General features: G+C 57.1%; 24 protein-coding genes. 16 read left to right on the top strand and 8 right to left on the bottom strand.

Annotated features, from left to right (window positions below; translation table 11 throughout):
* Window positions 1–51: 51 nt before the first annotated feature.
* A complete protein-coding gene (locus tag KFS80_RS19880; protein WP_212545666.1) occupies window positions 52–543 on the bottom strand; it encodes a sigma-70 family RNA polymerase sigma factor in 492 nt (163 codons plus the stop codon).
* A gap of 184 nt (window positions 544–727) precedes the next feature.
* Complete coding sequence (locus KFS80_RS19875) at window positions 728–1,855, bottom strand: MFS transporter (RefSeq protein WP_212545665.1); 1,128 nt, start codon at window positions 1,853–1,855, stop codon at window positions 728–730.
* Window positions 1,856–1,953: 98 nt separating this feature from the next.
* On the opposite strand from KFS80_RS19875, the gene KFS80_RS19870 reads away from it, so the two are divergent.
* The 3 genes from KFS80_RS19870 to KFS80_RS19860 all read left to right on the top strand — a co-directional run bounded on the left by KFS80_RS19870 (window position 1,954) and on the right by KFS80_RS19860 (window position 5,516).
* Entirely contained in the window at window positions 1,954–2,718 is a 765-nt protein-coding gene (locus KFS80_RS19870; RefSeq protein ID WP_212545664.1) for an AraC family transcriptional regulator, read from the top strand.
* A gap of 96 nt (window positions 2,719–2,814) precedes the next feature.
* Window positions 2,815–3,924 (top strand): HlyD family secretion protein, encoded by a 1,110-nt coding sequence (locus KFS80_RS19865; RefSeq protein ID WP_212545663.1) that lies wholly within the window; start codon window positions 2,815–2,817, stop codon window positions 3,922–3,924.
* Window positions 3,921–5,516 carry a DHA2 family efflux MFS transporter permease subunit gene (locus KFS80_RS19860; RefSeq protein ID WP_159815833.1) on the top strand — a complete coding sequence of 532 codons (1,596 nt, stop codon included), beginning with the start codon at window positions 3,921–3,923 and terminating at the stop codon, window positions 5,514–5,516. Before KFS80_RS19865 ends, KFS80_RS19860 begins: the two co-directional genes overlap by 4 nt.
* 150 nt (window positions 5,517–5,666) lie before the next feature.
* On the opposite strand, the gene KFS80_RS19855 is transcribed toward KFS80_RS19860, so the two are convergent.
* Window positions 5,667–6,107, bottom strand: coding sequence for a carboxymuconolactone decarboxylase family protein (locus KFS80_RS19855; RefSeq protein ID WP_053121963.1), 441 nt, complete (start codon window positions 6,105–6,107; stop codon window positions 5,667–5,669).
* Between the two features lie 187 nt (window positions 6,108–6,294).
* Between KFS80_RS19855 and KFS80_RS19850 the strand changes: the two genes are divergently transcribed.
* Window positions 6,295–6,594: a hypothetical protein gene (locus KFS80_RS19850; protein WP_159815834.1), complete on the top strand. Its 300-nt coding sequence runs from the start codon at window positions 6,295–6,297 to the stop codon at window positions 6,592–6,594.
* A 156-nt stretch (window positions 6,595–6,750) separates the two neighbouring features.
* Here KFS80_RS19850 and KFS80_RS19845 read toward each other — a convergent pair whose 3' ends face one another.
* Both KFS80_RS19845 and KFS80_RS19840 read right to left on the bottom strand, forming a co-directional pair.
* Window positions 6,751–8,319, bottom strand: a complete 1,569-nt coding sequence (locus KFS80_RS19845) for a sensor domain-containing diguanylate cyclase (RefSeq protein ID WP_212545662.1) — start codon at window positions 8,317–8,319, stop codon at window positions 6,751–6,753.
* Between the two features lie 312 nt (window positions 8,320–8,631).
* Entirely contained in the window at window positions 8,632–9,297 is a 666-nt protein-coding gene (locus tag KFS80_RS19840) for a ribonuclease T2 (protein WP_212545661.1), read from the bottom strand.
* 165 nt (window positions 9,298–9,462) lie between these two features.
* On the opposite strand from KFS80_RS19840, the gene KFS80_RS19835 reads away from it, so the two are divergent.
* The 5 genes from KFS80_RS19835 to KFS80_RS19815 all read left to right on the top strand — a co-directional run bounded on the left by KFS80_RS19835 (window position 9,463) and on the right by KFS80_RS19815 (window position 14,406).
* Window positions 9,463–9,933 (top strand): hypothetical protein, encoded by a 471-nt coding sequence (locus KFS80_RS19835; RefSeq protein WP_159815491.1) that lies wholly within the window; start codon window positions 9,463–9,465, stop codon window positions 9,931–9,933.
* 102 nt (window positions 9,934–10,035) lie between these two features.
* On the top strand, window positions 10,036–11,733 hold the full coding sequence (locus tag KFS80_RS19830) for a copper resistance system multicopper oxidase (protein ID WP_212545660.1): 1,698 nt from the start codon (window positions 10,036–10,038) through the stop codon (window positions 11,731–11,733).
* An 11-nt stretch (window positions 11,734–11,744) separates the two neighbouring features.
* Entirely contained in the window at window positions 11,745–12,590 is an 846-nt protein-coding gene (locus KFS80_RS19825) for a copper resistance protein B (protein WP_212545659.1), read from the top strand.
* 211 nt (window positions 12,591–12,801) lie between these two features.
* Window positions 12,802–13,482 carry a SinI family restriction endonuclease gene (locus KFS80_RS19820; protein ID WP_212545658.1) on the top strand — a complete coding sequence of 227 codons (681 nt, stop codon included), beginning with the start codon at window positions 12,802–12,804 and terminating at the stop codon, window positions 13,480–13,482.
* Between the two features lie 138 nt (window positions 13,483–13,620).
* Entirely contained in the window at window positions 13,621–14,406 is a 786-nt protein-coding gene (locus tag KFS80_RS19815; RefSeq protein ID WP_212545657.1) for a transporter substrate-binding domain-containing protein, read from the top strand.
* Window positions 14,407–14,592: 186 nt separating this feature from the next.
* On the opposite strand, the gene KFS80_RS19810 is transcribed toward KFS80_RS19815, so the two are convergent.
* Window positions 14,593–14,808 carry a hypothetical protein gene (locus KFS80_RS19810; RefSeq protein WP_212545656.1) on the bottom strand — a complete coding sequence of 72 codons (216 nt, stop codon included), beginning with the start codon at window positions 14,806–14,808 and terminating at the stop codon, window positions 14,593–14,595.
* 136 nt (window positions 14,809–14,944) lie between these two features.
* Here KFS80_RS19810 and pseH point away from each other — a divergent pair, with 136 nt between their 5' ends.
* Together pseH and KFS80_RS19800 are read left to right on the top strand one after the other, a co-directional pair.
* Entirely contained in the window at window positions 14,945–15,496 is a 552-nt protein-coding gene (gene pseH / locus KFS80_RS19805) for a UDP-4-amino-4,6-dideoxy-N-acetyl-beta-L-altrosamine N-acetyltransferase (RefSeq protein ID WP_212545655.1), read from the top strand.
* A gap of 16 nt (window positions 15,497–15,512) precedes the next feature.
* Entirely contained in the window at window positions 15,513–15,881 is a 369-nt protein-coding gene (locus tag KFS80_RS19800; protein ID WP_212545654.1) for a DUF7079 family protein, read from the top strand.
* Between the two features lie 45 nt (window positions 15,882–15,926).
* On the opposite strand, the gene KFS80_RS19795 is transcribed toward KFS80_RS19800, so the two are convergent.
* Window positions 15,927–16,289 carry a DUF6124 family protein gene (locus KFS80_RS19795; RefSeq protein ID WP_159815499.1) on the bottom strand — a complete coding sequence of 121 codons (363 nt, stop codon included), beginning with the start codon at window positions 16,287–16,289 and terminating at the stop codon, window positions 15,927–15,929.
* A 632-nt stretch (window positions 16,290–16,921) separates the two neighbouring features.
* On the opposite strand from KFS80_RS19795, the gene KFS80_RS19790 reads away from it, so the two are divergent.
* Window positions 16,922–17,236 (top strand): thioredoxin family protein, encoded by a 315-nt coding sequence (locus KFS80_RS19790; protein ID WP_212545653.1) that lies wholly within the window; start codon window positions 16,922–16,924, stop codon window positions 17,234–17,236.
* A 321-nt stretch (window positions 17,237–17,557) separates the two neighbouring features.
* On the top strand, window positions 17,558–18,553 hold the full coding sequence (gene dusA, locus KFS80_RS19785) for a tRNA dihydrouridine(20/20a) synthase DusA (protein ID WP_212545652.1): 996 nt from the start codon (window positions 17,558–17,560) through the stop codon (window positions 18,551–18,553).
* A gap of 49 nt (window positions 18,554–18,602) precedes the next feature.
* On the opposite strand, the gene KFS80_RS19780 is transcribed toward dusA, so the two are convergent.
* A complete protein-coding gene (locus KFS80_RS19780; protein ID WP_212545651.1) occupies window positions 18,603–19,436 on the bottom strand; it encodes an undecaprenyl-diphosphate phosphatase in 834 nt (277 codons plus the stop codon).
* Between the two features lie 572 nt (window positions 19,437–20,008).
* Here KFS80_RS19780 and KFS80_RS19775 point away from each other — a divergent pair.
* From KFS80_RS19775 to KFS80_RS19765, 3 genes are all read left to right on the top strand, one after another.
* A complete protein-coding gene (locus KFS80_RS19775; RefSeq protein WP_212545650.1) occupies window positions 20,009–20,746 on the top strand; it encodes a winged helix-turn-helix domain-containing protein in 738 nt (245 codons plus the stop codon).
* Window positions 20,747–21,025: 279 nt separating this feature from the next.
* The gene (locus KFS80_RS19770) at window positions 21,026–21,676 is read left to right on the top strand and encodes a winged helix-turn-helix domain-containing protein (RefSeq protein WP_212545649.1); all 651 of its coding nucleotides are present in this window, start codon (window positions 21,026–21,028) and stop codon (window positions 21,674–21,676) included.
* Window positions 21,677–22,065: 389 nt separating this feature from the next.
* Complete coding sequence (locus tag KFS80_RS19765) at window positions 22,066–23,460, top strand: undecaprenyl-phosphate glucose phosphotransferase (protein ID WP_053122004.1); 1,395 nt, start codon at window positions 22,066–22,068, stop codon at window positions 23,458–23,460.
* Window positions 23,461–23,924 lie beyond the last annotated feature (464 nt).

Below are 23,924 nucleotides of genomic sequence, written 5' to 3'. Positions count from 1 at the left end.
GCCCCCTGTAGGAGCTGCCGAAGGCTGCGATCTTTTCGCCATTGCGCCCATTCACGACTGCAACCCGTCCAGGCGATCACGCAAATGCCGCAGGGTGCGGATCATATACTTTTCGACCATGTTCTTGGACAGGCCCAGGCGTTCGGCGATTTCCGCCTGGGTCAGGCCTTCGATCTTCTGCCAGACGAAAATTTTCCGGCAATTGACCGGCAGCTCGCTCAGCGCCCGCTCGATGGAGTCGGCCAGCTGGATCGCATGCATGTAATGCTCCGGGTCGCCGGACGACGACGCACTGTGATCGATCGCCTCCGACTCCATGGCACCCCGCCGATCCTCACGCCGATAACCGTCGACCGCGATGTTGCGTGCGGTCTGATGCAAATACGCCCGAGGTTGCTGCACCGCCGCTGAATCGGATTCGAGCACCCGCACAAAGGTGTCGTGCGCCAGATCCTCGGCCTGCGCGCGGTTACGCAGGCGACGAGTCCAGGTGCCGATCAACTCTTCGTAATGCTCGAAAAAGCCGGGTCTGCGGGGACGCATGGGGGTATGGGCGGCGTGCTGAGGAAAGGGGCGTGAATAGTAATGCTTCCTATTAACCCCGGCAATTCATTCCGTTGCCTGCGTACATTCCCCCTGTAGGAGCTGCCGAAGGCTGCGATCTTTTGATCTTGCTTTAAAAGACAAAATCAAAAGATCGCAGCCTTCGGCAGCTCCTACAAAGTGATCATTTAGCGGCTGACTTTATTGTCAGGAGCAACGCCAGGCCGCTGCACGCAATCAAGGTTTCGCCAAGCGCCTGAGACCAACCGGCAAGCATCAACCCCGCGCCAATCAACAGGTAATAGAACAGCCCCAACAACGCCCCGGCGGTACCCAATCGATCTGAATAATCAACCAGCGCCATCCCCAGAATATTCGGGATCGCCATACCGAACGCCAGCACGATCAGCAACATCGGCAGCACAAACGCCGCACTGTCCTGCAACCACCAAACGCCCAGACCACCGAGCAAACCGCTGACAGCCGCGAGGCGAATCAACTGCATCGCTGCGACCCCGGCCTTTAACAAACGCTTGTTGAACCACGCGCCAAACCCCGAGCCCAGCGCGAGGATCACGCCGCTGTAGCCGAACAACGTGTCACTCAAGCCCAGCCGCTGAAACTGGAACGGCGCGAGGCTGTAATAACTGAACAGCGCCACATTGAACGAGGCAATCCACAACGCCGAACGCCAGATACCCAGGTCACGCAACATGCGCCCAAGGGTTTCAATCAGACTCACCGGCGGCAGTTGCTCCGGCCGGGTTTCCGGCAGGGTGTACATACTCCACAGCAAGAGCAGTACGGCAAGCACTAGCAAAGCGCCGAGGACACCGCGATAACCAAAGGCCTGCACCAGACTGGCACCGCTGAACAAACCGATCGCCGGACTGGCGGCCAACGCGATGCCCATTATTGAAAAAACCTGCGCGAGTTCCGCGCCCTTAAAGCGGTCGCGCAATACGGTTTGCGTCACCACCGAGCCGACCGCCGCACCAAACGCCGCCACCGCCTGAACCGCTAACAACCCGGTAAAACTGCCAACCCGCAAGCCGATCACCGTCGCCGATGCATAGATCGCCAGCCCTGCAAGCATCGTTGGACGCCGGCCGATGCGATCGCACAACCGCCCCCACACCACCACGCCTACGGCAAACGCGAGGAAATACACCGATAAAGTTTGCGCCGCCGCTTCGGGGCCGACGTCAAACACCCGGCCGATATCGCCCAGCGCCGGGCTGTACAGGGTTTGCGCGATCTGCGGAAACATCAGCAGCGCGATTGCCAGCAGCAACAGATTTCTGTTGTTCATACTTCGTGACTCCTCAAGTAAACCGCAGAGGAGTTTAAGAAGCGGCGACTGGCGTATTATCCGAATCCTGCCAACTTATCGCTGAAATCGGACAACCCATGGCCTGGCTCGATGCTCACGCAACGTTTGACGCTGACAGTTACCGCGCGCCGGTGATCGGCATCGCCGCGACCCTGGGTGATCACGATTCCGGCCTGCATCAACATCAACGCGGGCAACTGCTATTCACCCGTCAGGGTTGCACGCGCATCACCCTCGCCCAGCAATTGTGCCTGTTGCCACCGTCGCGGGCGGCGTGGATTCCGCCGGGCGTGAGTCATCGCGCGGTGATGCAGCACAGTGTCGATTACCGTTCGATCTACCTGACTGCCGAACTGTGCGCCGAGCTGCCGCAGCATGTCTGCGTGATCGAAGTCAGCCCATTGCTGCGCGCCGTGCTGGAGCCGATCGCAACAGCGGATTTCGACATTGATTGGCAACAGGGCAAGTTCGCCCATTTACTCGGTCTGTGCCTGAGCGAAATCGCCGAAGCGGCGCAGCAACCGATGCTATTGCCCCTGCCTCGGGACAAGCGTCTGGCGCCGCTGCTGAATACGCCCGAGCGTCTGCCACCAGAGTTGCAAATGCTGGAACAACAGATCGGCGCCAGCAGCCGTACTATCGGGCGGATCTTCCAGCGCGAAACCGGCATGAGCTATCAACAATGGCGCCAGCAATGGCGGTTGATGCGCGCCATGGAATTGCTCGCCACCGGGCGCAGCCTCAGCTATTGCGGGTTCGAACTGGGTTTCGCCAGCGACAGCGCGTTTATCGCTTTCTTCAAATCAATGACTGGCAGCACACCCGGACACTGGCTCAAATAAACAACTGACGATCGGCATCCGAAATAAATTGCCAGCAAATATTACCTGCGTCATATTACGGCCGTAATAACGAACCATTTGCGCAGGTATTCCGCCATGACCAGCATGCCCACCCTCGAACCTGTTGCGGTGAAGGCCAAACCTCCCCTGCTTAGACGCGTGCTGCTTGCGGGCGTCGGTTTACTCGCGCTGATTTTCGCCGGCGTCTACGCCGTGCATTGGTGGGGCGCCGGGCGATTTCTTGAAGAAACCGACGATGCCTACATCGGTGGCGACGTCACGGTGATCGGGCCGAAAGTCGCCGGTTACATCGACGAAGTGCTGGTCAGCGACAACCAGCACGTCAAGGCCGGCGATGTGCTGATCCGTCTCGACGCGCGCGACTACCGCGCCAATCTGGCGAAAAGCGAAGGCGCCGTCGCCGCTGAAGAAGCGCTGCTGGCCAACCTCGACGCCACGGAACAATTGCAGCAAGCAGTGATCGGCCAGGCCCGCGCCGGCATCGATGCGGCGGGCGCCGAAACCGCGCGTTCGCGGGATGACAACGCCCGCTACAAACGCCTGGTAACGACCAATGCCGTGTCGGTCGAAAGTGCGCAACGCGCCGACGCAACCTTCAAAACCGCGCAAGCCTTGAGCGCCCGCGCCCAGGCCGAACTGCTCGCCGCGCAACGCCAACTCGCGGTGATCGATACGCAAAAACAACAGGCCCGCGCCGCCCTTCAGCAGGCTCGCGCCGAACGTGATCTGGCGCAGTTGAACCTCGGCTATACCGAACTGCGTGCGCCGGTGGATGGCGTGATCGGCAACCGTCGTGCACGAGTTGGCGCTTATGCGCAGGCCGGTTCGCAACAACTGTCGGTGGTGCCGGCCAGCGGCTTGTGGGTCGATGCCAATTTCAAGGAAGACCAATTGGCGCGGATGAAACCCGGCCAACGCGTAAGCATCCGCGCCGATGTGCTGTCCGGTCAGGAATTCCACGGTCGTCTCGACAGCCTCGCTCCCGCCACCGGCTCGCAGTTCAGCGTGTTGCCGCCGGAAAACGCCACCGGCAACTTCACCAAAATCGTTCAGCGGGTGCCGGTGCGCATCCTCCTCGACCCGGCGGACGGCGTGCTCGGCCACCTGCGCCCGGGGCTGTCAGTGACAGCAGAAGTCGACACCCGCGCCCAGCCTGAAACCAGCGCCGTGGCCGTCGCGCCATGAGCGCCGCCACCCTCGCCGCCCCTGCGCAACCGTTCAACGCGGCGGACATGGCCACCGCGACCAAGGTATTCGCCTTCGCGACGATGTGCATCGGCATGTTTATCGCGTTGCTCGACATCCAGATCGTCTCCGCGTCGTTGCGCGATATTGGCGGTGGATTGTCCGCCGGCACCGATGAAACCGCGTGGGTGCAGACCAGTTATTTGATCGCCGAAATCATCGTGATTCCCTTGTCGGGCTGGCTGTCGCGCGTGTTCTCAACGCGGTGGTTGTTCTGCGCGTCGGCAGTCGGTTTCACCCTCGCCAGTCTGCTCTGCGGCATCGCCTGGAACATCCAGAGCATGATCGCTTTTCGCGCCCTGCAAGGTTTTCTCGGCGGCTCAATGATTCCGCTGGTGTTCACCACCGCGTTCTTTTTCTTCACCGGCAAACAGCGAGTAATCGCAGCGGCCACCATTGGCGCGGTCGCCTCATTGGCGCCAACCATGGGCCCGGTGATTGGCGGCTGGATCACCGATATTTCGTCGTGGCACTGGCTGTTCTACATCAATCTGGTGCCGGGGATTTTCGTCGCCGTGGCGGTGCCGATGCTGGTGAAAATCGACCAACCGGAATTGTCGCTGCTCAAGGGCGCGGACTATCTGAGCATGGTCTTTCTCGCGCTGTTTCTCGGCTGCCTCGAATACACCCTCGAAGAAGGCCCGCGCTGGAACTGGTTCAGCGACCAGACGATTCTGACCACGGCGTGGATCAGCGGGCTCGCCGGATTGGCCTTCATTGGCCGCACGTTGCACGTGGCCAATCCGATCGTTGATCTGCGCGCCTTGAAGGATCGCAATTTCGCCCTCGGCTGCTTCTTTTCCTTTGTCACCGGCATCGGCCTGTTCGCGACGATTTACCTGACGCCGTTGTTTCTCGGCCGGGTGCGCGGCTACAGCGCGCTGGACATTGGTCTGGCGGTTTTCTCCACTGGCGTGTTCCAGATCATGGCAATTCCGCTGTACGCCTTTCTCGCCAATCGCGTCGATCTGCGCTGGATCATGATGGTCGGGTTGGGGTTGTTCGCGGTGTCGATGTGGGAATTCAGCCCGATCACCCACGACTGGGGCGCGGGGCAATTGATGCTGCCGCAAGCACTGCGCGGAATTGCTCAGCAACTGGCGGTGCCGCCGGCGGTGACATTGACCTTGGGAGGGTTGGCGCCAGCACGCTTGAAGCATGCCTCGGGCCTGTTCAACCTGATGCGCAATTTGGGTGGAGCGATTGGGATTGCGGCGTGCGCGACCATCCTCAATGACCGTACCAACCTGCATTTCACGCGGTTGGCCGAGCATCTGAACAGTAGCAATGAGGCGATGAATCAGTGGCTGTCGCAGGTCGGCGGCAACTTCGCCACGCTGGGCCAGAGCGGTGACGTCGGCGTCACCGCCAGCCTGCGCCAGTTGTGGTTGCTGACGTACCGCGAGGCGCAAACGCAAACCTACGGCGACACCTTCCTGATGATCATGGTCTGCTTCGTCATCGCCACGGCGATGGTGCCCTTGATGCGCAAGGTACAACCACCGGCCGCGCCGAGTGCGGATGGGCATTGATCAGAATTCGGGGCGCCTGCACTGTCCCCTGTGGGAGCGGGCTTGCTCGCGAAGGCGGTGTGTCAGTCAGCATTGTTGTACCTGACACACCGCCTTCGCGAGCAAGCCCGCTCCCACAGGGGTTATGTGTTGGGGGTTATGTGTTGATAGTTAGGCTTGCGGGGTTTTGCGGAAGCCGACGGCCAGGCGATTCCAGCTGTTGATGGTGCTGATTGCCACGGTCAGGTCGACCAGTTCTTTCGGGGTGAACTGCGCCGCGACGACTTCGTAATCTTCATCCGGTGCGTGGGTCAGGCTCAGTTGGGTCAGCGATTCAGTCCACAGCAGCGCAGCGCGTTCGCGGTCGCTGAAGAACGGCGCTTCACGCCATGCGGTCACGGCGAACAGACGACGCGGGGTTTCGCCGCCCTTGATTGCATCGGCGGTGTGCATGTCGATGCAGAAGGCGCAGCCGTTGATTTGCGAAGCGCGCAGCTTGACCAGTTCAACCAGGGTCTTTTCCAGTGGCAGTTTGGACACGGCGGTTTCCAGGGCGATCATCGCTTTCAGGGCGTCCGGGGAAGCGGTGTAGAAATCGGTACGAGCTTTCATGGTGAATATCCGGGGGCAAGTGAATGTGTGACTACGTTAGTCCCGGCGCGGGGTTCGGCAAATAGCCAATATTCCAGAAGAACAGTAGGCCACTTAGCCACGAGATCGACCGCTGGTCAGCCGACCGGCACCAACGCTTCAGCGCGTCAGACCAATATCAGGTAAATCCCCTTTTTGGAGACGTACCATGAAGACGCGCACTTTCACTTCATTAATGCTCGCCGGCCTGCTCGCCACGGCCTCGGCCGCCAGCTTCGCGGCCAATGATGGCGCTGACGCCACTGGCACCAAATCCGGCGCCACTAGCGGCTCGACCATGCCACCGGATAACACACCAGGCGCGCCTTCTGGCGGCAACGGCTCGGACGGTGCAGGTTCGGGCACCGGCACCAATGGCGGTTCCAGCGGTTCGGGCTCAGGCGCGGGCGGCGGCACCGGTTCGGCCGGCGGCGGGACTGGCGGTGCGGGCGGTGGCACAGGCGGCTGAACGAACAAGAGCCATCCGTGGTGAGCCATTGACGCAGATTCCCTGTGGGAGCGGGCTTGCTCGCGAAGGCGGTGTGTCAGGTAGAAATTGTTTATCTGAGACGACGCCTTCGCGAGCAAGCCCGCTCCCACAGGGGGTTGTGCATTGATTTGGGGATTAGCGATCGGAGCGCATGAGTTCGGCGATTCCGCCGTCCAGCGATAACACCGCCGCGCGATTGCGCCCGGCATTTTTCGCTTGATACAACGCCGCATCAGCGCGGTGGATGAACGTTTCCAGACTGTCATTGCCGCTAGGAATAAACGCATAACAACCCAGGCTCACCGTCAGATACCCGGTGGGCGAGCCGCTGTGGATGATGTGTTTATCGATCACGCTGCGGCGAATCTGCCCGGCAATTGCCAACGCGCCGTTGATGTCCGTGTCCGGCAGCAACACCGCAAACTCTTCCCCGCCATAACGCACCGCCAGATCGGCCTTGCGCTGGCAGCAGGTCTTGACCACTTGCGCCACTTGCATCAGGCAATGATCACCGGCGACATGGCCGTAGGCATCGTTGTAGCGCTTGAAGAAATCGATATCGAGCATGATCAGGCTCACCGGACTCACCTGCCGCGCGCCACGGGCAAATTCAATTTCCAGCGAACGTTCGAACAAGCGCCGATTGGCCAGTCCGGTCAGGCTGTCGTGGGTCGCGATCTGCTCCAGCGCGAGTTGTGCCCGGCGCAGATTTTTCTCGATGCGCTCGCCGTTGCGCACCTGATGGATGAACACCCAGCCGAACAGCCCGACGCCCAAAATCACCAACGCAATGATCACGCTGGACTGAAACGCGCGCTCATACCAACCCTTGAGAATCGTGTCGCGCGACGACGCCGCCGCGACCACCAATGGATACGACCCCAGTTGCCGATAGCCATACAAACGCACGACGTCATCGACCACCGACCTGATCATCGCCGTGCCGGACTGGGCTTCCGGCAGCAACTTCTGATAAATCCGCCCCTGCGCCAGCGACGTACCAATAAGGTTTTCTTCAAACGGTCGGCGCGCCAACAGCGTGCCGTCCGTCAGGCCGAGGAACATGATGCCGTTGTCGTCGAGGCTGAAGCTTTTGAAGAACTGATCGAAGTACGCCATCTTGATCCCGGCCATCAGCACACCCTGAAAATTGCCGGCGTGGTCATTGACGCGTTTCGAGATCGGGATGATCCATTCGCCGTTCTCACGGCTGCGAATCGCCGGGCCGATGTGCGCCAGCGTCGATTCATTCTGCTGATGAAACTTGAAGTAATCGCGATCGGCCACGCCGTTGCCACGGGGCAAATCGGCGAACGAAGTGATGATCCACTGGCCCTGTTTGTCGAAGAAAAAGATGCCGTGCAACTGCCCCATCTGCTGCACGCGCCGGGCGAAGGTTTTCTGCAAACGCGGCTTCTGCGTCGCGCCGTAGCCGTCGTCCTCAATCCAGTCGACCAGACTGGTCATCACCAGATCGGCGGAGTGAAACGTGTCCTCGGCCTGTTGCGCCATCGCCCGGGTCAGGTTGCTCGATGCCACTTTCGCCACGGCCAGATCCTGACGCCGCGACTGCTCCAGTTGCAGGTAGAGCAAGCCGAACAGACACAGGCACACCGCAACGATAAACAGCACAGCCGCTTTACGCAGTGGCAGGCGCTTCAGCGCGCCGGGAGCCTGTTGCGGATCGTGAATGGGAATAGGCAAAAGCGTGTCCTGGGCAGGTACGACAAGGGCGTAGGCCCGAAACCCTTACGGTCTGAGCGTAGTCCACCGGGGTGCTCGGGGCAAACGCCACGATCCCGCCCCGTTGTATCGGCGTGCTGCGAATTAGGATGATCGCTGTTGGCAGATTTATTTTCGATTGCTTCTTTACGGTTAATCCATTCTGAAGTGCCAGACATCACACAAATCCCTGTGGCGAGGGGATTTATCCCCGATGGGCTGCGCAGCGGCCCCAAAAAATCTCATGAGCGCTGAGCACTCAAGCAGAAGCAAGCGCCCTCACCACAGATGGCCTCAACGCTTCGGTGGCACCCGAATATTCCCGTTCCGGCACTGCGTCCTCACCCCTTTGCCACACGCTGCAAAGCGCAAATCCTTGTCCAGACAAACACGCACTTCCGCCAACTCCGGCCCGCTGCAAATCACCGCAATGCCATCAGCCGGAATCTTCGGATTACTTTTACGGAACAGATCAGCAATTTCCTGCGCCTTAAAGTAATAGGAATCACCAAACGGCTGAAGCTGCTCAGGAATGTTCACCGCCGCCAGCGCTTTGTCCGCCGCATCAAGATAGCCAGTCGCACCGAGCCCGCTGCACGTGCCGTGCTTGCGCCATTCGTGATAAAGCAATTTCTGCGTCGGGAACAACGTCAGGCCTTTGCTACGTTGTTCAGCCGAAAGCTTGCTCAGCGGCGGACACGATTGCGGCCAGCCGCCCTGCGCATACTGTGGCCACAACCCATGCAAAACAAAGCCATAACCCTTACCGGAGCACTGCGCGTCGTCCTTGTGCGTCAGGCAAAACGTCGGCGACCAGGACAGCGTCAGCAAGTAATAATCGAACGCCCCCGCCACTGCTTCCGGCCGCTCCTTATGGCTCGGCGACTGACGTGACGAGATCAGCCCGATGCTACCGGCCGTCAGCACGATCAACGCGAAAATTGTAAACAGCTTTTTCATGTACCCGCTCCCTGAGACGCCTGCGCCCGTGGTTTTCGATGCTGACCTGACGTGATTTGTATGGAATGAGGCACGCTGACAGCGCCGGCGCATGACGCAAGGCAAGGCCGTACGCCGCCGCAAGGTCTACGATTAACAGGCAGACATCAAACCAAGGGAACCGAAATGAGTAAAGCAGACGAACTCGCCGCGAAGCTCAAGCAAACCCGGCACACCCAAGCGGACGCGACGCTGGAGATCGATTGCTGGGCCAAACAAGTGGACAGCCTGTACCACCGCATCGAGGCGTGGTTGCAACCCGTGGCGGAAGTCGGATTGAAGATCCGGCGCAACCCGACCCACGTGTGTGAAACGTCGCCGGACGGCGAAAGTCATGATTACGCGGTGGATCAATTGGTGATCGAAGGCAATGAGCACAGCCTTACGTTTGATCCGATTGCGCGGTTTACTGAGGATGGTGCGGGTCGGGTTCAGATCCTCGTGCCAGGCAGAGACACTTTTCTGCTGCGCACTGTTGATGAACACGGCGAAAGCCATTGGTGGATGCAGTCGATCGAAACCGGGCAACAGCTGGATGCGATTGCGTTGACCGAGAACAATTTGTTGTTGGTGGTGCAGGAAGGTTTGGGGCTTTGAAGCGAACGCCCAACCTGTCAAAACTGTAATCCCGCCCTCAGCCAACTGAAAGCCAGCGCTGGTTAGCCTCCCCGTCATGTGTCAAACGGGGACTTCCAGCGCATGCCATCCAACACTTCAAGACGCACCTTCGTCAAAGGCCTCGCAGCCGGCGGTTTGCTCGGCGGCCTCGGCCTGTGGCGAGCGCCGGTCTGGGCGCTGAATGGCCCCGGGCAGATCAATGAGCTGAACGGCAGCGAGTTCGAGCTGTTCATCGGCGAAACCCCGGTCAACTTCACTGGCAGTCCGCGCACTGCGATGACCATCAACGGCAGTCTACCCGGCCCGTTGTTGCGTTGGCGTGAAGGCGACACCGTGACGCTGCGCGTGCGCAACCGGCTCAAGGACAGTACTTCGATTCACTGGCACGGCATTTTGTTGCCGGCGAACATGGATGGCGTGCCCGGCCTGAGTTTTCACGGCATCGAACCGGGTGGCGTGTACGTCTATCAATTCAAGGTGCGGCAAAACGGCACTTATTGGTATCACAGCCATTCCGGTCTCCAGGAACAGGCCGGCGTCTACGGCCCGCTGGTGATCGACGCGAAACAGCCGGAGCCGTTCCAGTACGATCGCGACTTCGTAGTAATGCTCAGCGACTGGAGCGACGAAGACCCGGCCAGCCTGATGAATACCCTGAAAAAACAATCCGACTACTACAACTTCCACAAACGCACGGTCGGCGACTTCATCAACGACGTCAGCGAAAAAGGCTGGGGCGCGACCGTCGCCGATCGCAAGATGTGGGCGGAAATGAACATGAATCCCACTGACATCGCCGACGTCAGTGGCGCCACGTACACCTTCCTGATGAATGGCCACGCGCCTGATTCCAACTGGACAGGGCTGTTTCGCCCCGGCGAAAAACTGCGTCTGCGCTTGATCAACGGCTCGGCCATGACTTACTTCGACGTGCGCATTCCGGGGCTGAAAATGACCGTGGTCGCGGCGGATGGCTTGCACGTCAAACCGGTCAGCGTCGATGAATTGCGCATCGCCGTGGCGGAAACCTATGACGTCATCGTTGAGCCCGACGCCGAGGTCTACACCCTGTTCGCGCAGGCCATGGATCGCACGGGCTATGCCCGCGGCACCCTCGCCACCCGCCCCGGACTCTCGGCGGCGGTGCCCGCGCTGGATCCGCGCCCATTGGTGAGCATGGACGACATGGGCATGGGCGGCATGGATCACGGCTCGATGGACATGAGCGCCATGGATCACTCAACGATGGCCCCGATGCAGGCGCATCCCGACAGCGAAAAAAACAATTCGCTGGTGGACATGCAAGCCATGACCACCGCGCCGAAACTCAACGATCCCGGCCTCGGTTTGCGCAACAACGGTCGCCGCGTGCTGACCTACGCCGACCTGCGCAGCACCTTCGAAGACCCGGACGGCCGCGACCCGAGCCGCACCGTCGAGTTGCACCTCACCGGCCACATGGAGAAATTCGCCTGGTCGTTCAACGGCATCAAATTCTCCGATGCCGAGCCCTTGCGCCTGAAATACGGCGAGCGCATTCGGCTGGTGCTGGTCAACGACACGATGATGACCCACCCCATTCACCTGCACGGCATGTGGAGCGATCTGGAAGACGAAAACGGCGACTTCCAGGTGCGCAAACACACCATCGACATGCCGCCCGGCACGCGTCGCAGTTACCGCGTAACCGCCGACGCGCTTGGCCGCTGGGCCTATCACTGCCATCTCCTGTACCACATGGAAATGGGCATGTTTCGCGAAGTGCGGGTGGAAGAATGAGGGGGCCGAACATGACTCGATTCACGGCGTTTACTTTGCTGCTCGTCGGTAGTTCGGCGATGGCTGCCAGTGACATGCAAGGCATGGATCACTCGACGATGTCAGGCATGGACGACGGCATGATGCAGCCCGCCGCGCCGAGCGAAAGTCGCACGCCGATCCCGCCGCTGACCGACGCCGACCGCGCCGCTGTTTACACCAGCCCCGGCGGCCATCAGGTGCACGACAGCGCGATCAACAGCTACTTCCTCGCCGACAAACTTGAATGGCAGGACGCCGATGTGGGCAGCGCATTGGCCTGGGATTTATCAGGCTGGATCGGCGGCGACATCGACCGCTTGTGGCTGCGCACCGAAGGCGAACGCAGCAACGGCAAGACCGAAGACGCGGAGATTCAGGCGCTGTGGGGCCACGCGATTTCGCCGTGGTGGGACGTGGTCAGCGGCGTGCGTCAGGACTTCAAACCCGGCGCGCCACAGACGTGGGCGGCGTTCGGTTTGCAGGGCATGGCGCTGTACAACTTCGAGGCCGAAGCCACGGCGTTTATCGGCGAAAGTGGCCAGAGCGCGATTCGGTTTGAAGGCGACTACGACATCCTGCTGACCAATCGACTGATCCTGCAGCCGACGGCCGAACTCAACGTCTACGGCAAAAACGACCCGCAACGCGGCATCGGATCCGGCCTCTCCAACAGCGAAGCCGGCCTGCGTTTGCGCTATGAAATCCGCCGCGAATTCGCCCCATACATCGGTGTGACGTGGAACCGCACGTATGGCAACACCGCCGATTACGCCCGCGAAGAAGGCGAGGATCGCAGTGAAGCGCGCCTGGTGATTGGCGTGCGGATGTGGTTTTAAAACTCCTTAAAAAACGATACCGAGGTCTTACATGCGCACATTGAGAATCACCCTTTTTTCGGCAACGGACTGAAGTAAATCAAGGGAAGAGCTTATCAACAGCGCGCTACAGTTCATGGTGTACGTGGGGTTACGTAACCCTTCGTGCAATTTACAGCGAGCCATCAAGGTGATATCAATCGTCCAACTTCAGCCAATGTAGTCGCATCGAATGTCGTTCCCAGATAACGCCTTGGAAATTGCCCGCTCTGCCATGGAGGAGATCAATCCGAATCTGGTGGATCCGTACACCACCGTGATTGATTTTCTGTCCACTAATCCCGAATTCGCTCCCAAAGCTACCAAAACCGCTCCTCTTGGCAGTTCGGCTTACATTGAGAAACTGGCTCAAAGGTTCTCCGATGGCCGCGCCACCAAACAATTGAAACCGCCGCAAACCATTCAGGATCCTATTATTTCGGTGATTCTGGGCTCACATGGAAACTACTCAGCAGACCAGTTACAACAAATGCAAGCGGCCCATTCACTGGCAATGGGTGCTGAAAACCTGACCGGCGACCTGCTCGAAGACTACATAGCCGAAAATGCTGAACCCGCCGGGTGGGTTCAATGCTCCGGATACACCACTAAAAAAGCCGACTTCATCAAGCGTTCGGACGATGGCTCTAACAGCTGGACGATCCTCCAAATAAAGAACCGCGACAACTCGGAGAACTCTGCCTCACGCTCAGTGCGCGAAGGAACCGAGATTCAAAAATGGCACCGTTCCTTCGCTAAAAAAGAAGGTTTCAACTGGCACAGATTCCCGGATGAACAGGTGGCAGAAAAAATGTCCGAGGAAGGTTTTCAGAAGTTTGTTATTCAGCAGATCACGACTTCCAGCAAAATATAAAACGCGCTGAAGGATATCTGTGTCAGTCCGGAAGGCGATCCGCCGGGTCGCTTTTTCAACTCAAGGTGTCATGAGTGCCCAGGCCGATAAAGCTTGGTTACACTTCTGGGCAGTTCCCAGCACAGAAGTCCTTCAAGTATGAAAACCATAAAAAGCACGATAATCTTCTGCAGCATGCTGAGCCTGGCCGCCGGCGCTCAAGCCGAGCCGTCCCCTTCGCACCTCGACAGCATCCAGCAACAAGGCCAGTTACGCGTCTGCACCACCGGCGACTACAAGCCCTACACCTTCAAACGCCCCGACGGTGAATTCGAAGGCATCGACATCGCCATGGCCCGCTCGCTGGCCGACAGCCTCGGCGTCAAAGTCGAATGGGTGCAGACCACCTGGAAAACCCTGATGCCCGACATGCAGGCCGGCAAATGCGACATCGGCATGGGCGGCATTTCGGTAACGCTCGAGCGGCAGAAAAAAGCCTACTTCAGCAACACCCTCGACACCGACGGCAAGATCCCGTTGGTGCGCTGCTCAGAGGTGAGCAAGTACCAAACGGTCGAACAGATCAACCAGCCCAACGTGCGCCTCGTCGAACCCGCCGGCGGCACCAACGAAGCCTTCGTCCACGCCTACCTGCCCAAGGCGCAACTGGCGTTGCACGACAACGTGACGATCTTCCAGCAACTGCTCGACAACAAGGCCGACGTAATGATCACCGACGCCTCGGAAGCGCTGTATCAACAGAAACTCAAACCGGGGCTGTGCGCAGTGAATCCGCATCAATATATGCAGTACGGCGAGAAGGCTTATTTACTGCCACGCGATGACATCAGTTGGAAACAGTACGTCGATCAATGGCTGCACCTGAGCAAAGCCACCGGCAAATACCAGCAAACGCTGAGCGAATGGATTGCCGTACCGCAATGATTAATGATGCCTGACACTAACCCTGTGCCTCACACATGATCTTGTGACTCACACAAAACCCTGTGGCGAGGGGATTTATCCCCGATGGGTCGCGAAGCGGCCCTTGCTTCTTATGTCAAAGAAGTCTGGGACTGCTTTGCAGTCCATCGGGTATAAATTCTTCACCACAAGTTATGTGCTCCCCCATCAATCCTCATGCAACATCCCGGAACTGTACTGATTCAAACTACTGCCAATACTGTTCCCGCCAAACTTCAACGTCGTCGCATTATTGCGCCCATCCGGCGACTGACAATCAGTAGAAAAACAACGGGTCGTGGTCAACCCACCCGCCCCCGAACAAGCACTCAGAACCGAAACAACAGCGGTAACCAACAGCACTTTGGCAACATTCAGGCGCATGGCACGATTCCCCTCGGGATGAAAAACGACGATCTTGTGCCAACATCCTAGGCCCGCCCCGCACGCGTTTACATGAAACTTTGCCGATCGACAGCAGCGGTTCAGAATCGACCCTCCGCCCGACAAGGACATCCCCATGCAATTCCTCCCCCTCACCGAAGCCAGCCCCGCCATTCAGGCCCACGTTCGCACCCTGCGCAACCAGCCGGACGTGCGCAAATACATGTACACCTCGCACGAAATCAGCGAACAGGAACATGCTAACTGGCTCGCCTCCTTAAATGGAAACGCGCGCCAGCAAGTGTTTGTGGTGATCAAGGATGAGCAAGCGGTTGGGGTTGTTTCGTTGAACGCGATCAACGTTCTGCAGAAAACGGCGGATTGGGCGTTTTATCTGGATGTCGGATTGCAGGGTAAAGGGCTGGGCAGTGTGGTGGAGTTCTGGATGCTCGATTACGCATTTGGTGTCGCAGGTCTGGAGAAGCTGAATTGCGAAGTGCTGGCGATGAACTCGGCGGTGGTGAAGATGCACCAGAAGTTTGGCTTTGAGGTGGAAGGTGTTCGGCGACAGAACATCCTGCGCGATGGCGCTCGGATCGACGTTGTCCTGCTGGGAATCACCAAAGAGGAATGGCAAAACAAGCGTCCAGCGCTGGCGCCGGTGATCGACCGAATCAGCGCCGTTTAACGCCGGGAGCCGGATTTTGAAACGTGAACTGAGCCCGGACGATCTATACAAAATCAGAGAGGCGTTGTCGTGGATCTTTGTCGACACCGCAGTTGAATTTGCCTACATCGCCAGACAAGTCGAAGACTACGATCCGGAACAGATCAAAGAGATTTTATATTCGGAAGTTGCCGTCGTCTGCGCCGGGAACCTGGAATGCGTACTTCCGCCAATCTGGACAGGTTTCGAACCCGACTCCTTAAACCGGGACATCGAACAGATGCTGCTCGCAAACAAGAACAGCTGGATTCGGCGACAACTGCATAAGTTGCACACCGCCCGGTTGCGATATAGCTATAGAGAAGCCTGGGAAGAGCTTTCCGCTCACCTCAAACAATCGAACTGACTCCCTCTGTGGCACCGGAACCCCATCGCCACAGAGGGATGTGCTTTACACCTTCACTTCAACGTTATCCAACGCCTGATTCACCGCCAACTCCCCCAACATCACCACCTGCGCAATACCCAGCGCGGTTTTGCGATGCGAGGAACCTAGTCCTGCGGCAAAGTTGATGAGCATTTCCGAGGCTGAGCCCAACGTTTCACTGGCGTTCGCCAACAGGGACTCGGTGTCGTACTTCGGATTGGCGAGGTACATGCGTTCAGGCTGATTGGCACTGGCCATGATGCGGTCGGCGGGGAGCAGATAATGATCGAGCGCGCGTTCGGCGGCTTCGTGGAGTTTTTTTGAATCGAGAGATTCGTAGGGGGATGCGGGAACGGTTGGGGGTGGATTCGGTGTTGGTTTGAACATGGTGAAACTCCTGACGGATAAACGAAAAGGAGCCATCACTCTCGCTACCAAACGAGGGGGTGGAGGCCATACGCAGGTTGGTAGACCGGTCGTCAGGAACCCCGGCGCATCCAAAGATGCCCCGCGCATGACCACCATAAAACGAAGACGAGAAACGCCCTCGCAAGACAGTAGTCTTGTGCTTCTGACGGAGACGGGCTACCAAACCCGATCACTGGTTCTCAGTGACCTAAGGACGATAGAACCTGCGGTCTAGACGCACAAGCCGGCGGATTCTGTCTTACGTGTAGGGGATGGCGCAAGAGGTTGTAGGCAAAAGCTATTGACATAAGACATCAGTAAACGACTGTGAAATTCGCTGTTTAACTCATAATCAGGCTTTGCCATTAATTTGCAGGAAAAGAACCACTCGATAAAATCGCCCCCTCTCCGTCTATTCTTTGTCGGCACAGGTCGCGATTGTAAAATCTCGCCCCCCTCCTCGCCAAAATTGAATAACCATTATTCCTAATAAATATAAAAAACTGTAATTTCTGACAGTTGCCCACCCGTTTCAAAAAACAAATAATTGCCACCATTACAAAAAAGACAGCTGCTACAGCTCGATACTTTACAGCCAAAGAGAGATCATAATGAGCATTTATTGCGACGATGAAAGTTTTGCAGCCAAAGTTCTAAAATCTACCACACCCGTACTCGTCTTTTTCACTGCTGAATGGTGTGGCCCCTGCAAGGCGATCGCCCCGAGGCTTCATATGCTTGAAGATTTTTACATTGCTCGCCTTGAACTTTGCATAGTAGATGTTGACATAAGCCAGAGCATTGTAGCGCAGTATTCAATATTGGCTATGCCAACAGTTATTCTATTCAAGGATGGCAATATCATAACGAGAATCGAAGGTGCAGACGTAGAAAAAATTAAATCAACACTCGCGGCAAATCTCTAATGTTCGGACGCTCTGAAACGAACTTCAAAACTTAACGACACTTACATGCTTCTTAGAGATTGACGCTCCACGCTTTTATTTCACTCATAAACCCCGACAACCGATAACAAAGCCCTTTGTAGAAAAAATAAATGGGATGATGTTTGGATCGCACATCCCCAATGCATACGTTAACCCGATGCCGAAACTCTAAAATATGGGGAGGAGGAGTTCTGCTCGCCTCGAGCGATCGAACAACCGCTCGTAAGAGTCGACTCAGCCCCAATAGCCCAATCCTGATAAACTCCCCACCTCCCAGCCCCACCCAATCCAGAATCGCCAATGTCCCCTATCACCGCAGCACCTGCCCCACTCTCCCGCCGCTTCTCCGTCGCACCCATGATGGATTGGACCGATAGGCATTGCAGATACTTCCTACGCCTCCTGTCGAAGAACGCCCTGCTCTACACAGAAATGGTCACTACCGGCGCTCTCCTCAACGGCGATCACGAACGTTTCCTCCGTCACAACGAAGCCGAGCATCCATTGGCGTTGCAACTCGGCGGTAGTGTTCCCCTCGACCTGGCCGCCTGCGCACGCATGGCGCAAGAGCACGGTTACGACGAAGTAAACCTCAACGTCGGCTGCCCAAGCGATCGTGTGCAGAACAACATGATTGGCGCCTGCCTGATGGGTCACCCACAGTTAGTGGCGGATTGCGTCAAGGCCATGCGTGACGCGGTGTCAATTCCAGTAACGGTCAAGCACCGCATCGGCATCAATGGTCGCGACAGTTACGCAGAGCTGTGCGATTTCGTCGGCACCGTCCGCGATGCCGGGTGCACGAGTTTTACCGTGCATGCGCGGATTGCGATTCTGGAGGGGTTGTCGCCGAAGGAGAATCGCGACATTCCGCCGTTGCGTTATGACGTGGCGGCGCAGTTGAAGGCGGATTTTCCGGAGTTGGAAATTGTGCTGAACGGCGGGATCAAGACGATGGAGGCTTGCCATGAGCATTTGCAGACGTTCGACGGCGTGATGTTGGGGCGCGAGGCTTATCACAATCCGTATGTGCTGGCGGAGGTGGATCAGCAGTTGTTCGGCAGTTCGGCGCCGGTGATCAGTCGGGCTGAGGCGTTGGCGCAATTGCGTCCTTATATAGCCGAGCATTTGGCGGCCGGCGGCGCGATGCATCACATCACGCGGCATGTGCTGGGCCTGGGCACGGGGTTCCCGGGGGCGCGTAAATTCCGTCAGTTGTTGTCGGTGGATATTCACAAGGCCAAGGATCCGCTGGCGTTGCTGGATCAAGCCGCCGAGTTGCTTGAAGGGCGTTGATGCCCTCCCCCAGTTTCAACCAGGCGGTTTGATCCGCCTGGCTTGACCTTCACCCCGCCGCTGCCGCTGTCCAGTTGACCCAACCAAACGCCCACGTCGCCAGAATCAGTAAACCAAACGCGATCCGATACCACGCGAACGCGGCATAGCTGTGGTTGGCAATAAACTTGAGCAAACCGCGCACGGCGATCATCGCGAAGATGAACGCGGTGATGAAGCCGAGCGCGAACACCGGCAGGTCGTTGGGCTGAAACAAGTCGCGGTATTTGTAGCCGGAATACACGGCGGCGCCGACCATGGTTGGCATGGCGAGGAAGAACGAGAACTCGGTAGCGGCTTTGCGTGACAGGCCGAAGAGCAAGCCGCCGATGATGGTCGAGCCGGAACGCGAGGTGCCGGGAATCATCGCCAGGCACTGTACGAAACCGACCTTGAGCGCGTCAGACCAGCGCATGTCGTCGACGTGCTCGACGCTGATCACATGACTGCGTTGTTCGGCCCACAGCATCACCACGCCCCCCACCACCAGCGCCACGGCGACGGTGATCGGGTTAAACAGGTAATGGTGGATGGTGTCGGCGAACAGCACGCCGAGTACAACGGCGGGTAGAAAGGCGATCAGTAAGTTGACGGTGAAGCGTTGTGCATTGCGCTCAGTGGGCAGGCCTTTGATGATTTCGAAGACCTTCGGGCGGAACTCCCAGACCACGGCGAGGATGGCACCCAGTTGAATAATAATGTTGAACGCCATGGCGCGTTCGCCACCAAAGTCGAGCAGGTCGGCGACGATGATCTGGTGGCCGGTACTGGAGATGGGCAAGAACTCGGTCAGGCCTTCTACCGCACCCAATATCAACACCTGGAAAAAAGTCCAGAAATCCATTAATCCTCCGTCAGAGCGCTCGTGTGAGCGACCGGGTAATAACACTCAGGGCTTGAGTATCTGCAATTAAACAATTGGCCAAAATGAAAGATCAAAAGATCGCAGCCTTCGCCAGCTCCTACATTTGAAATGCATTCCCCTGTAGGAGCTGCCGAAGGCTGCGATCTTTTGATCCCGAAAGAATAGGTCTAATGAAATGCCACACTCAAGCCATGTTAGTAATCGTCGGACGACGAACTACGCAGACAATATTTAGGGGCTTAGTGGCAAAAAGTTAGTCCAGCCAATAAAGTGTGATGAATCTCACATTCACGCAGATGGCCAAACAATGGCAATTGGACATTAACAAAGCGATGGCCAGCGATTCAAAATAGTGGCACCATTGCATATCGCCACCATCTAAGTGCTAGTTCACCTACCTGACAAAATCAACTAAAAGCTTGAAAAGCTTAATTATTGTTAGAAAACTCGGGAGCCACGTCTAAAAAGTGCGTGAATGTTACCAATTGTCAGTCACAGATGAGAACCGGTGCTTTAACATCCCGATGTCAGCACTTAATTCGAGTCAATGCATGATGCTCTCTGGGAACTTAGCGACTAGAAGTCCGCGCCCGCAAAACGACGACCCCGGTGTTCTCACTTTGGGTCGTACCCGTGGCGTGGCCGAACATTTTAGAACGCTGGTGGCCAGGCATGTGCGTAGCGATATGGCACTAGAGGTCGACTCGTACACTCGTTCATTTCTGCAGAATGATTATTCTGGGTATCGCGCCATTTTCCTGGTCATCGACAGCCCTCAGGCCCTCGAAGACAATCTTGCGCTGGTGCAAAGCGTTCGCAGCGACAACTTGAAACCGATCATTTGCGCAGTGATCACTGGGCGCGGCGCCTTCAACAAGATCAAGTATTTTCTGGCCGGCGCTGACTTTTGTATCAAACTCAATACCCTCTCTGAGGACAGCGCCGAGTTGCTTGCCGAGTTCTTCAACAGTGAAGAGTGGCAACGCGATATCAATCTGACACTCGACCCGACGCGCATTTGCCTGATGGGCTCCCGCCAGAAACTTGATATCTCGTTTGCCGAAATGAAGATCCTCGAAGCCTTTGCGCAAACTCATAACCACATTCTGAGCCATGATGAAATTGCCAACATCATGGGCCTCAACCCCAATTTCTACGACCCTCGAGCGCTGGAGAAATCGATCAGCCGCTTGCGTGGAAAAATCAAGGACATGTATGGTACCAACGCGATTCAGAGCATCCGCGGCCATGGCTATCGCCTGCTGCGGGGTCTGATATCGACTGCCTGACTCAAGGGCAGCCATCCCTTTTGCATACGTACGAAGGATCGTCCCATGCAACGCTATCGTTTTATCTGTACTGCACGCCTATTAGAAATCCAGCGACTGAATGAGCGCGACAACACTAACCATAACAATAACTCCATAACATAGCAGCAGATCGAGTGGAACTTATCGAGGGCCATCATTGGGCCCAGACCCTGCCTATCGATTACTTCCGAGGAAGTCATTGCTCGCCTGCCGATTGACCCTTTTTAGCCAATTTTGGTGTGTATTCAGGAGAGAGACATGGAAACTAGTACAACCCTCCCAAGAAAATATTTTGTTGTCGTGACTAATAGCACAACGTCGCAACGTGAACTGGAAAGCATTCTGTCCAGTGAACGCTTCAATTCATTTGGCACGTCTCAGGCACAAATGTTTATTGAAGGCTCCGCTTCGCCCTCTTCCGCCCCGACTGTGATGGAGTTCACATACCCAAGCGTTAGTCGAAAGAACGTCGCACGCACGATTGAATATGACACCCAGAAAATCATCGCCACCCTCGAATCCGAATGGCGAGCCGCGCAAATCGCTAATCCCTTTCAGAGCAATCCATCGGTAACCGGCGAGCTAATTCCCGCCAATGCTGACGATACGCCTGGCAACGAAACCTGGCATCTGGACAACGATCAAGGCGCACTCGTCAAAGACGATGTCGAGATCAGTCTCACCGGACTTGAAACAGCACTGGTCAAAAAAATGCTCAGCCATGAAGAACGGGTTGTCAGTCGAGACGAGTTGATTCTGAGCATCGGCCGAGAGCCGGAGCAATATCGCGGTCTGGAGATGTGCCTGAGCCGCCTGCAAGACAAGTTCAAAATGGCCAGTAAGGGTGAACGACTGTTCCGCGCGGTCAGAAACCGTGGTTATTGCCTCATCCAGGAAGTCGTCGCCTAAACACAGCCGACCGCCCAGACCAGATAAACAGATAAAAGTGCGATTACAAAAACAACAAGAGCACTCTGTTTGGTTTCAACTCCCTCCTTTAATTAACACTCCCTGCCTCCACCCCTCCAACAGTAACAAATACGACATCCTTTATTCACCCCCTGCTATTCGACCTTTTCTAACAATCAGCTTTTAAATATTTAAAAGTTGGCACTGTGCCATCTTGTTAGAACTCGTCAGACACCCTTATCGCCAATAACTTAGTCTATTGACTGACGACAGTTCGACCTATCGGCGTTGTTACCTCAGGACACTCGCTACAACAAAAACAATAAGCCTGTTTAACAACTCGGATTTCAACTGTTGAAACCTGAATGGACGTCTTTTGGGGATATCGTATGGATCTTTCTCTTAGTATCAATCGAAGCACGGGCCTCAAGGGACTGACCTTTTGGGGCCAATGGGCGCTGGCGCAGGGCTTCGTTGTAACGCTGTTGTTCGTACTGGCTGAACAGCACACAGGAAGCGTCGCGTTCTATTACCGGATGTGCGCAACCCTGGCGGTTTTGGCTTCGGTGCCGGCTTATACGTTTAGCGGTGTTTATCGCAAACGCGACAACTACCTGACCGGGTTGGGTCGGTTGTTCATGGGTTGGTCGATGACCATGGCAGCGCTGGCCTGCATCGCGTTTGTCTGCCAGGCCGACGAGTTGTTTTCGCGGCAGGTGATTCTGAGCTGGGCCGTGTACGGCTTCCTCGGTCAGGCGTTTTTGTACGCACCGTTGCATGCGTTTTCGAAGTACTACCAGCGCTCGCGTAAAAGTGAGCACAAGACGCTGATCGTTGGCACTGGCGAACTGGCGCTGGGCTTGGCGAAGAAGCTCAGCCTCTCGGAAAACCTGCCGCTGGTGGGACTGGTGAGCAACGGCACCCTGCCCGCTCTGGCCTCGGATGCACCGCGCGTCGTTGGCGCTCAGGAGCAATTGCTGGAGCTGATCGAAGCACACGACATCCGCCGTTTGTACATCACGCTGCCGCTGTGCGAAGCGGCGCAGATCGAGGCGATGTATGTCGATTTGCTCGGCGCCAACGTTGATGTGGTCTGGGTGCCGGATCTGAACGCGCTGACGCTGCTCAATCACTCGGTAAAAGTGGTGGATGGTCTGCCGGCGATCTACTTGAACGAAAGCCCGCTGACCAGTCGCCCTACCGCTGCGTTGAGCAAAAGTCTGGTTGAAAAAACCGTGGCGTTGCTGGCGATCATCGCGTTGAGCCCGATCCTGCTGATCATCGCGCTGGCGGTAAAGCTCAACTCGCCGGGGCCGGTGTTTTTCAAGCAGGATCGCCATGGCTGGAACGGCAAGGTGATCAAGGTCTGGAAATTCCGCTCGATGAGCGTGCACGACGACCGCGAAGTGAAACAGGCCAGCCGTAACGACTCGCGCATTACTGCGGTTGGACGCTTTATCCGTCGCACCTCGCTGGATGAATTGCCGCAGCTGTTCAACGTGCTGCAAGGGCATATGGCACTGGTCGGGCCGCGTCCACATGCGGTGGCGCACAACCACTTCTACTCGGGGAAAATCCTCGCGTACATGGCACGCCACCGGATTAAACCGGGGATCACCGGGCTCGCACAAATCAGCGGCTGCCGGGGCGAGACGGACACGATCGACAAGATGCAGAAGCGTGTCGAGATTGACCTGCAGTACATCAACAGCTGGTCGTTGTGGCTGGATCTGAAGATCCTGGTGAAGACACCGTTTACGTTGTTGTCGAAGGATATTTACTGAGGCCGGTTGCGCAAATGCACGGGGACGAAAGTCCCCTTTTTTGTGTCTGGGATTTGGGCTGGAATCGGGATTTTCGGTTCGGCCAATATCCCTTGTGGGAGCGGGCTTGCTCGCGAAAGCGGTGATTCAGGCGACATCAATGTTGAATGGGCCGACGCCTTCGCGAGCAAGCCCGCTCCCACAGGGGATTTGTGTTGGTCTCGGGATAGTGGGAATACCCCAAATCAGTGTGGGAGCGGGCTTGCTCGCGAAAGCGGTGAGTCAGGCAACATCAATGTTGAATGTGCCGACGCCTTCGCGAGCAAGCTCGGCTCCAACAGGGGATTTGTGTTGATCACGGGATAGTGGGAATGCCACAGATCATTGTGGGAGTGAGCTTGCTCGCGAAAGCGGTGGGTCAGGCAACATCGGTGCTGGATGTGCGGACGCCTTCGCGAGCAAACTCTGCTCCCACAAAGATCACG

The organism is Pseudomonas rustica (assembly GCF_018336155.1).
Lineage (GTDB): Bacteria > Pseudomonadota > Gammaproteobacteria > Pseudomonadales > Pseudomonadaceae > Aquipseudomonas > Aquipseudomonas rustica.
The sequence above is the reverse complement of the archived record's forward strand: the minus strand, read 5'-3'. Positions and strand labels throughout refer to the sequence as shown.

Excerpts from the sequence above, each read along its gene's own strand:
- KFS80_RS19880 (WP_212545666.1), bottom strand. The coding sequence starts at position 543 with ATGCGTCCCCGCAGACCCGGCTTTTTCGAGCATTACGAAGAGTTGATC.
- KFS80_RS19875 (WP_212545665.1), bottom strand. The coding sequence starts at position 1,855 with ATGAACAACAGAAATCTGTTGCTGCTGGCAATCGCGCTGCTGATGTTT.
- KFS80_RS19870 (WP_212545664.1), top strand. The coding sequence starts at position 1,954 with ATGGCCTGGCTCGATGCTCACGCAACGTTTGACGCTGACAGTTACCGC.
- KFS80_RS19865 (WP_212545663.1), top strand. The coding sequence starts at position 2,815 with ATGACCAGCATGCCCACCCTCGAACCTGTTGCGGTGAAGGCCAAACCT.
- KFS80_RS19860 (WP_159815833.1), top strand. The coding sequence starts at position 3,921 with ATGAGCGCCGCCACCCTCGCCGCCCCTGCGCAACCGTTCAACGCGGCG.
- KFS80_RS19855 (WP_053121963.1), bottom strand. The coding sequence starts at position 6,107 with ATGAAAGCTCGTACCGATTTCTACACCGCTTCCCCGGACGCCCTGAAA.
- KFS80_RS19850 (WP_159815834.1), top strand. The coding sequence starts at position 6,295 with ATGAAGACGCGCACTTTCACTTCATTAATGCTCGCCGGCCTGCTCGCC.
- KFS80_RS19840 (WP_212545661.1), bottom strand. The coding sequence starts at position 9,297 with ATGAAAAAGCTGTTTACAATTTTCGCGTTGATCGTGCTGACGGCCGGT.
- KFS80_RS19835 (WP_159815491.1), top strand. The coding sequence starts at position 9,463 with ATGAGTAAAGCAGACGAACTCGCCGCGAAGCTCAAGCAAACCCGGCAC.
- KFS80_RS19830 (WP_212545660.1), top strand. The coding sequence starts at position 10,036 with ATGCCATCCAACACTTCAAGACGCACCTTCGTCAAAGGCCTCGCAGCC.
- KFS80_RS19825 (WP_212545659.1), top strand. The coding sequence starts at position 11,745 with ATGACTCGATTCACGGCGTTTACTTTGCTGCTCGTCGGTAGTTCGGCG.
- KFS80_RS19820 (WP_212545658.1), top strand. The coding sequence starts at position 12,802 with ATGTCGTTCCCAGATAACGCCTTGGAAATTGCCCGCTCTGCCATGGAG.
- KFS80_RS19815 (WP_212545657.1), top strand. The coding sequence starts at position 13,621 with ATGAAAACCATAAAAAGCACGATAATCTTCTGCAGCATGCTGAGCCTG.
- KFS80_RS19810 (WP_212545656.1), bottom strand. The coding sequence starts at position 14,808 with ATGCGCCTGAATGTTGCCAAAGTGCTGTTGGTTACCGCTGTTGTTTCG.
- pseH (WP_212545655.1), top strand. The coding sequence starts at position 14,945 with ATGCAATTCCTCCCCCTCACCGAAGCCAGCCCCGCCATTCAGGCCCAC.
- KFS80_RS19795 (WP_159815499.1), bottom strand. The coding sequence starts at position 16,289 with ATGTTCAAACCAACACCGAATCCACCCCCAACCGTTCCCGCATCCCCC.
- KFS80_RS19790 (WP_212545653.1), top strand. The coding sequence starts at position 16,922 with ATGAGCATTTATTGCGACGATGAAAGTTTTGCAGCCAAAGTTCTAAAA.
- dusA (WP_212545652.1), top strand. The coding sequence starts at position 17,558 with ATGTCCCCTATCACCGCAGCACCTGCCCCACTCTCCCGCCGCTTCTCC.
- KFS80_RS19780 (WP_212545651.1), bottom strand. The coding sequence starts at position 19,436 with ATGGATTTCTGGACTTTTTTCCAGGTGTTGATATTGGGTGCGGTAGAA.
- KFS80_RS19775 (WP_212545650.1), top strand. The coding sequence starts at position 20,009 with ATGATGCTCTCTGGGAACTTAGCGACTAGAAGTCCGCGCCCGCAAAAC.
- KFS80_RS19770 (WP_212545649.1), top strand. The coding sequence starts at position 21,026 with ATGGAAACTAGTACAACCCTCCCAAGAAAATATTTTGTTGTCGTGACT.
- KFS80_RS19765 (WP_053122004.1), top strand. The coding sequence starts at position 22,066 with ATGGATCTTTCTCTTAGTATCAATCGAAGCACGGGCCTCAAGGGACTG.